Origin of the sequence: Salipiger marinus (genome assembly GCF_900100085.1) — a bacterium.
GTDB lineage: Bacteria > Pseudomonadota > Alphaproteobacteria > Rhodobacterales > Rhodobacteraceae > Salipiger > Salipiger marinus.
Genome location: NZ_FNEJ01000003.1, coordinates 315,229 through 323,100, shown reverse-complemented (window position 1 = coordinate 323,100; position 7,872 = coordinate 315,229). Strand labels below are relative to the sequence as shown.

8 protein-coding genes and 1 tRNA gene are annotated in these 7,872 nt (G+C 64.1%); all 9 read right to left on the bottom strand.

The window, feature by feature from the left end; translation table 11 throughout:
- Positions 1 to 411 precede the first annotated feature (411 nt).
- Positions 412 to 807 (bottom strand): YbaN family protein, encoded by a 396-nt coding sequence (locus tag BLR51_RS05165; protein WP_089844618.1) that lies wholly within the window; start codon positions 805 to 807, stop codon positions 412 to 414.
- A gap of 116 nt (positions 808 to 923) precedes the next feature.
- Positions 924 to 1,000, bottom strand: a tRNA-Met gene (locus tag BLR51_RS05160).
- A gap of 93 nt (positions 1,001 to 1,093) precedes the next feature.
- Positions 1,094 to 2,401: a DUF8689 domain-containing protein gene (locus BLR51_RS05155; RefSeq protein WP_089844616.1), complete on the bottom strand. Its 1,308-nt coding sequence runs from the start codon at positions 2,399 to 2,401 to the stop codon at positions 1,094 to 1,096.
- 99 nt (positions 2,402 to 2,500) lie between these two features.
- On the bottom strand, positions 2,501 to 2,998 hold the full coding sequence (locus tag BLR51_RS05150; protein WP_207543552.1) for a prepilin peptidase: 498 nt from the start codon (positions 2,996 to 2,998) through the stop codon (positions 2,501 to 2,503).
- Between the two features lie 11 nt (positions 2,999 to 3,009).
- Entirely contained in the window at positions 3,010 to 3,870 is an 861-nt protein-coding gene (locus BLR51_RS05145) for a tetratricopeptide repeat protein (protein ID WP_089844614.1), read from the bottom strand.
- Positions 3,871 to 3,899: 29 nt separating this feature from the next.
- Complete coding sequence (locus BLR51_RS05140) at positions 3,900 to 4,475, bottom strand: tetratricopeptide repeat protein (RefSeq protein WP_089844612.1); 576 nt, start codon at positions 4,473 to 4,475, stop codon at positions 3,900 to 3,902.
- Between the two features lie 6 nt (positions 4,476 to 4,481).
- Positions 4,482 to 5,456: a type II secretion system F family protein gene (locus BLR51_RS05135; RefSeq protein ID WP_089844610.1), complete on the bottom strand. Its 975-nt coding sequence runs from the start codon at positions 5,454 to 5,456 to the stop codon at positions 4,482 to 4,484.
- 13 nt (positions 5,457 to 5,469) lie between these two features.
- Entirely contained in the window at positions 5,470 to 6,435 is a 966-nt protein-coding gene (locus BLR51_RS05130) for a type II secretion system F family protein (RefSeq protein WP_089844608.1), read from the bottom strand.
- A 6-nt stretch (positions 6,436 to 6,441) separates the two neighbouring features.
- Positions 6,442 to 7,872: a TadA family conjugal transfer-associated ATPase gene (locus tag BLR51_RS05125; protein ID WP_089844606.1), complete on the bottom strand. Its 1,431-nt coding sequence runs from the start codon at positions 7,870 to 7,872 to the stop codon at positions 6,442 to 6,444.

The following is a 7,872-nucleotide window of genomic DNA, read 5'->3' as shown; positions in this document are numbered from 1 at the left end:
CAACATTGCTCGCACGAAAGTAGCGAATCGCCAAGTTCCAGGGCCTCAAGGTCAAGTGTTTGGCAAAAGCGCCGCAACTTGTTGAGGGGCTTAGAGCCGGATGTATCTGAGTTGGAAGTTTTCTGGTGTAACACAGCAACTTCGAACGGCCTCCAAAGCCGTTGTCCGCGCCTCGCATGAGGAGGTAGGTATACGCTGCATCGTCATCGCCCTTGGCCATCGCGGCCTTTTCAGTTGGAACGCTGTCCGTAACTTATTGATTTCCATAGGTACCACATTTTGGAACATTGCCCCGCAAGCTATTGTCTTAACTTGGTTTAGCGTTGTTCTGTCGGGTGCACCACTTCTCCTTTTCAGGTCGGTTCAGTTGCCCCTATGGGGCGATGCGGTCGTGCTGTCTGCTGTGCGGCGTCAGTCGTGGCGGTGGGGCTGTGGGCCGTTGGGGCGGGTCAGGATGAAGGTTGCGGCCCCGGCGATGCAGATCGCCTGTATCGCGAGCAGGTGCAGCGCCAGCCCCATGGCCACGCTCAGCCCCAGGGCTGCGGCCATCATGGTCAGGGCCATCGCCTTGTATTTCGGCGCGATGGCGCCATGGGCGCGCCAGTCGGCGATCATCGGGCCGAAGGTCCGGCTCTGTTCCAGCCGCCGCTGCAGCGCCGGGCTGGAGCGGCCAAAGGCGAAGGCGGCGAGGATCACGAAGGGCGTGGTGGGCAGCACCGGCAGCACCACGCCGATGGCCCCCAGCAGCAGCGCAAGGGCGCCGACGCTGAACCAGAACACGCGCAGGGCGGCGACAGGGCGGGGCATGACAGGCTTTCGGATGGGCACCCCCCGAAAGCTAGGCCGCGGCACGGGGCAGGGCAAGCCCGCCCGCCGGGGCGCGCGGAATGCCGCAGGGGCGGCCGGATCGAGACAGGGGGGAATGGTAGCGGAGGAGGGACTCGAACCCCCGACACGCGGATTATGATTCCGCTGCTCTAACCAACTGAGCTACTCCGCCAGAGAGTGCGCGCTGAATATGGGAGCGCCGGGGGGAGGTCAAGCAGGAAAATGCGCGCCGGGAGCAGGAAAAATGCGCAGCCCCGTTCGGCGCTTATTTGACGATATGTTCGTTGCGCACGAACATGTTGGACCACGCCCGGTCGACGAGGTCAGGGGTCATGCGATAGGGCCAGCCTTCGAAATTGCAGACGGCGATCATCTGCTCGATCAGGAAGACCGGCTGGTAATTGGCATAGACGTTGCCGATGGTCGGGTACTTCGATTTCAGCAGGTAAAGCAGCGACGCCTCGTCAAGCTGCATCTTTTTCCTGCGCGCCACCATGGCGAAGATCTTGAGGAAATCCTGCTGGCTGGGCCCGTCGATCTTGATCTTGAAGAAGATCCGCCGCAGCGCCGCCTGATCGAAGATCTCGTTGGGGTGGAAGTTGGTGGAAAAGATCACCAGCGTGTCGAAGGGCACCTCGAATTTTTCGCCCGACTGCAGCGACAGGATGTCCTTGGATTCCTCCAGCGGCACGATCCAGCGGTTGACCAGTTTCTGCGGCGGTTCGGCCTGACGGCCAAGATCGTCGACGATGAAGATGCCGCCGGTGGATTTGAGCTGCAGAGGGGCCTGATAGGTGCGCGCGGTGGGGTTGTAGACCAGATCCAGCATCGACAGCGACAGCTCCCCCCCGGTGATGACGGTGGGGCGCTGGCAGAGCACGTAGCGCGTGTCAAAGCGGGTGCTGCGGCGCAGGCGGGTGGGGTCGTCCTCCTCGGTCTCGGCGGCGGAATGCACGATGGGGTCATAGACGGTGATGACCTGTCCGGAATATTCGATGGCGCGCGGCACATAAATCCGGTCACCCATCGCGTCGCGGATGCCGTTGGAGATGGAGGATTTGCCGTTGCCCGGCGGGCCATACATCAGGATTGACCGCCCGGCGCTGACGGCGGGGCCCAGATGCGAGATCAGATCTTCGGGCAGCACCAGATGCCCCATCGCGCCCAGAAGCTGGTCGCGGGTCACCTGCAGGTTGCGGATGGACTGGCGGGCGACCTGATCGCGATAGACCTCCAGCGGCACCGGCATCGGGCCGAAATATTCCGACTGGCTCAGCGCATCCAGCGCGCGGGCCTTGCCGCTTTCGGTCAGCTGATAGCTCATCTCGCCGTTGGAGGCGGCGCTGAGCGTGCCCATCGCCTCCAGCAGGCTGTGCGAGCGGGCAAGGTCGATCAGTTCCTGCGTGATCACCGTGGGCAGGCAGATGGCGCGGGCCAGACTGGTCACGGTGTTGGTGGTCTTGCGGAACAGCGTCTTCAGCACGATGTCGCGCATCATGATCTGCGGCAGCCGCATGTCTTCCAGACGTTTCGGCGGGGGCGGCGCCATGACGGCGCGGGGGTCTAGGGTCATGTCGGCGGGGCCTTGCTGCGGAACCTGCGGCTTTTGCCCAGCAAAGCCCAGCAATGTGGCAACAGATGGGCCGGGCGCGGGGAAAAGCGCGGCGCGGCGTCACTTGCCGTAGATCATGCCCAGCACGAGATAGAGCGCCAGCGTGCCCCCCAGCGCCAGCCCCATGGGAAAGCGCGTGCCGCTGGACCAGCTTTTCCAGTCCGGCGCCAGACGGCGCAGCGGCGTGGCACGGGCCAGCCGGTGGGTGACAAAGGCGGCAAGCAGGTTGGCGGCAAACAGCGCCATCAGGAAGCGCAGGTCGGCCAGATGCACGAAAGGGGCGGCGGCGGCGGCGAATTTGGCATCCCCCGCGCCCAGCACCCCCCCGGCGTTCAGCGCGATCCCCGCCACCAGCACCACGCCCAGATGCACATAGCGCCACAGATAGGACTCGAGCGGCAGCAGCAGATAGCCCGCCACAGCAAAGACCAGCGCCAGCGCCACCACGGTGCGGTTGGTGATCCGCATCCATTTCATGTCGGTGTAGCAGACGTAAAGACAGAGCGGCAGCACGAAGGGCGCATACCAGCTGGCGGCATGGGCGGGAATGTCCAGCATGGGCCGCCCCCTCAGTTGGTGACGCTGCCGTCCAGCGCCTCAAGCGACCGGGCGGCGGCCTCGAAATGCTGCGGATGGGTTTCCAGCGCGTCGCGCAGCAGGCCCTTGCCGATCTCGACATCGCCGCGTTTCACCGCCGCAAGCCCGAGCGTCTGCAGCAGTTCGGCGCGTTCGATCTGGGTCATGGTCATCACGGGCAGGGTGTAGTTGCCCTGCGCGCCCCGGGCCAGAACGAGGTTGTTCTTGGCGGTGAACAGCGAGGGTTCCTGCCGGATGGCATCGGTGAACAGCTGTTCCGCCTCGGTATGGTCGCCCCGGCTGAGCTTGGAAAAGCCCCAGTTGTTGAGGATGGTGGCGGGGGTGTTGGTCAGCCCCACCGCCACCTCGTAAAAGCTGTCGGCCTTCTGCCATTCCTGATTGCCGTCGGCGATCATCGCCTCCAGCCGGTAGCGTTTGAAGGTCTCGTGAGTGGGGGGGATGGCGTCGAGCACCTGTTCGGCCCGCGCCCAGTCATTGTTGCGGATCAGCGCATCGGCCAGTTCGACCCGGTCATCGCTGGTGGAGTCCGGATGCTCCACCACCTTGGCCCAGGCGATGGCGGCTTCGCTGTTGCGCCGCGCCTTGACCAGCGAGGCGGCCAGTCCGCGCATGAAATCCAGCCGTTCGGGCTGTTCGGCGGCGCTGCGCTGGAAATAGGTGACTGCTTCGGCGGGGTCGGCGGCGGTCAGCATCAGCTCGCTCAGCCCTGCGCCCTCCAGCGCGTTCACCCCGGCAAACTCCCGGTCAACCGCGTCCTTGTCGATGGATCTGTCACAGGCGGACAGCCCGATGACCCCTGCCACGCAGAGGAGTCCAAGGATGGGGTGGCGCATTTTTGCGTCCTTTTACTGCACTTGCCTCGTCACATGGCGCGACGGATCAGATAAGTCCCGCTACCCCGGCGCACCAGCTTGTAGTCTTGCCCTTGCGGGTCATCATAGCCGGGGTTTTCCATTTTTGCGAGCGCCAAGCGCAGATTGTCGCGGATTGCGTCACTTTCGCCATTGTCGAGCCCATAGGCCCGCCGGAAGATCGCCGCCGCTTCCGGCACCTGACCGCGCTCCATCAGCACCACGCCCAGATTGTTCCACGCCTCTGGCCAGTCGGGCGCGTCTTCCACCGCGCGGCGCAGCAGGCGTTCGGACTGGTTGAGCCGCCCCAGCGCCAGATTGGCCGATCCCAGCGCCGTCAGCACCTCGGGCGTCAGGCCCTGATCACCTGCGGCCCGCAGGAAGGCATCCAGCGCCAGATCATACTGCCCGGCCTGCATCAGCCGGTGCCCCACCAGCAGCCCGTCCACCGCCTCGCCGCGCGGATCAAGGGCGGGCGCATAGGGGGTGGCGGGATCGGGGCGCAGCCGCGCATCAGAGCCAAGGCCGCCCGCAGAGCAGGCGGCCAGCAGCGGCAGCAGCAGTAACAGCAGTGATCCCCGGCGCATTTGGTCCTAATTCGGTGACATGGATCCCAGATTGGCGATGCTCACGATCGACGGCCCGACAAGAATGATGAGCAGCGGCGGCACCGTGAAGATCATAGTGGTCAGCGTCATCTTTGTCGGCAGCTTGTTTGCCTTTTCTTCGGCACGCATGACCCTTTTGTCACGCATTTCCGCCGCATAGATGCGCAGCGCGTCGGCGATCGAGGTGCCGAAACTGGCGGCCTGATTGAGCACGGTCACGAAGGAGGCGACATCCTGCACGCCGCAGCGCTCTCCCATGTCGTTGAGCACCTGCGTCTTGTCCTTGCCCGCCTTCATCTCGTGGCTGATGATCTGGAATTCATCGGCCAGCGCCGGATAGGAGGCGCGCAGTTCCCGCGCCACCCGGACGATGGACTGGTCCAGCGACTGCCCGGCCTCGACGCAGACCAGCAGCATGTCCAGCGCGTCGGGGAAACCTTGGGTGATCTGTTCGCGCCGCTCTTCGACGCGGCGGGTGATCCAGTATTTCGGCGCCATGTAACCCACGGCGCCCGGCCCGATCATGTAGAACATCTTCTGCTGCATGGTGGCATCGGGGGTGGCCTTGAACATCAGGTAATAGACCACGCCCGCCGTCAGCAGGCCCACGCCCAGCACCACCTGCGCCAGATAGTAAAGCCGCACCGCATCGCGGCTGCGATAGCCCGCCTGCAGCAGCCGCAGCCGCACCTGTCCCAGTTCCTCGGCGCTTTTGGGCTCCAGATACTGGGCGTATTTGTTCAGCTTGGCGTTGCGGCGCTTGTCGCGCAGGATGGCGCGGGTTTCGGAATCGACCTTCTGCTTCGCGGTCTCGCGCAGCTTGTCCATGGGGTCGGGTTTCTGGTTCAGCATCAGGGGGATGCTGGCAAGGATCAGCACAAAGGCCAGCCCCGCCACCACCATCAGCGGCCCGGCGGGCCCCAGAAGCCCGGTCACGAGCGTGTTCAGCTGGTCGATCATCGGAAGACGCCTTTCAGACCTTGATGTTGACGAGAATGCGCATCACGAACAGGTTCGCGGCAAGAAAGATCGCGACGATGAAGCAGGCCGGAATGAACCACGGATGGTCCAGCACCTCGTCGTAGTAATGCGGATCGAAGATCTGGATCGCCAGCAGCACCGCCACCGGAAAGCCGGACAGGAACTTGCCGGACCACTGCGCCTCGGCGGTGATGGCCTTGACCCTGCGGAACAGGCGGAAGCGGGCGCGGATCACCTTGGCCAGCCCGTCAAGGATTTCGGCAAGGTTGCCGCCCGACTGCTGCTGGATGGTCACCGCCACGGCGAGAAAGCGCAGATCCTGCATGTCCAGCCGTTCGGCCATGTGTTTCAGGCTTTCGCCGATGTCGCGGCCATAAGTCGCCTCGTCCGCGATCACGCCGAATTCGGTGGCAAGCGGATCCTTGATCTCCTTGGACACGATGGCGATGGCGGAACTGAACGGATAGCCCACGCGCAGGCTGCGCACCATCAGCTCCACGGCATCGGGCAGCTGTTCCTCGATCAGCGCCAGCCGCTTTTTCGCCTTGTGGTTCACCCACATGAACACGCCGCCGACGCCGATGCCCAGGCCCATCACCAGCCGCACCGGCAGGCTGGTTTCCGTGGCCATGGTCAGACCAAGAAACGCGAAGACGCTGACCGCCGCCATCATCATCAGCAGCTGGTTGGGGGTAAAGGCGATCGCCGCCTTCTGCGCCCGGTCCGCCAGCAGCGAATAAAGCGGCACGCCCCGGCTTTCCAGATGCTGGTCCATCTCCTTGCGGAGCTTGGCCAGAACCTCTTCGCGGCTGGTGGACTTGTTCAGCATCTCCAGCCGCCGGTTCACCCGGCTGTTGAGGCTGATCGACTTGCCGAAGGCCACCAGATAGACACCTTCGACCAGCACGAGCACGCCCAGAAAGATCAGGCCGTAGATGATCGGTTCTGCGGAAAGCATGGGGCGTTACTCCGGACGGAAGGGTTCGTAGATCGAAGGCGGAATGTCGAAGCCCCACATCTTGAAGCGTTCGGAGAAATGGCTGCGCACGCCGGTGGCGGTGAAATGGCCGATGATCTTGTTCTCCGGGGTCAGGCCGACGCGCTGGAAGCGAAAGATTTCCTGCATGGAGATCACGTCGCCTTCCATCCCGGTGATTTCGGTGATGGAGGTCATGCGGCGGGATCCGTCCTGCAGACGCGAGGCCTGCACGATCAGGTTGACGGCGCTGGCGATCTGGCTGCGCATGGCCTTCAGCGGCATTTCCACGCCCGCCATGGCGATCATGTTTTCCAGACGCGAGATGCCGTCGCGCGGGTTGTTGGCGTGGATTGTGGTCATCGACCCGTCATGGCCGGTATTCATCGCCTGCAGCATGTCGATGACCTCTTCGCCGCGGGTTTCGCCGACGATGATCCGGTCCGGGCGCATCCGCAGCGCGTTTTTCAGACAGTCGCGCGGGGTGACGGCGCCCTTGCCCTCCACATTGGGGGGGCGGCTTTCCATGCGGCCCACATGGCTTTGCTGCAGCTGCAGTTCCGCCGTATCCTCGATGGTCAGGATCCGCTCGCTGTCGTCGATGAAGGAGGACAGCGCGTTGAGCGTGGTGGTCTTGCCCGAGCCGGTGCCGCCCGACACGATGACGTTGAGCCGCGTGGCCACCGCCGCCTGCAGATAGACCGCCATCTCCTCGGAAAAGGCGCCGAAGGCGATCAGGTCGTCGATGCCCAGCTTGTCCTTCTTGAACTTCCGGATCGACACCAGCGAGCCATCCACCGCGATGGGGGGGACCATGGCGTTGAAGCGCGACCCGTCGGCCAGACGCGCATCGACATAGGGGTTGGATTCATCGACGCGGCGGCCCACGGCGGACACGATCTTGTCGATGATCCGCATCAGGTGGCGTTCATCCTTGAAGGTCACGTCCGACAGGGTCAGCTTGCCGTCGCGTTCGATGAAGATCTGATGCGGGCCGTTCACCAGAATGTCGGAGACGCTGTCATCCTTCAGCAGCGTTTCCAGCGGGCCAAGGCCCTTCACCTCGTCGTAAAGCTCCTGATTGAGCGTCGCGCGTTCCTCTCGGTTCAGCACGATGCCCTTGTCCTGCAGGGATTCCGCCGCGATGGCGGCGATTTCCTCGCGCAGGTCGGCATCAGAGGCCTGATCGATGGCGGCAAGGTTCAGGTTGTCCAGAAGCGCCCGGTGCAGTTCCAGCTTGATGTCGCCCAGCCGTTCCTTGCGCTTCTTGTCACGGTCATCCGCCGCCACCTCGGCGGGGCGCGCCGGCTGCGGCTTGCGCATGGAGGCCTTGAGCGCGGCAGGCACCGCATCGGCGGATCGTGCCGCCGGGGCCGGGTCGGCTTCCTTCAGCGAGGCTTTCTTGTAGCGCGAGAACAT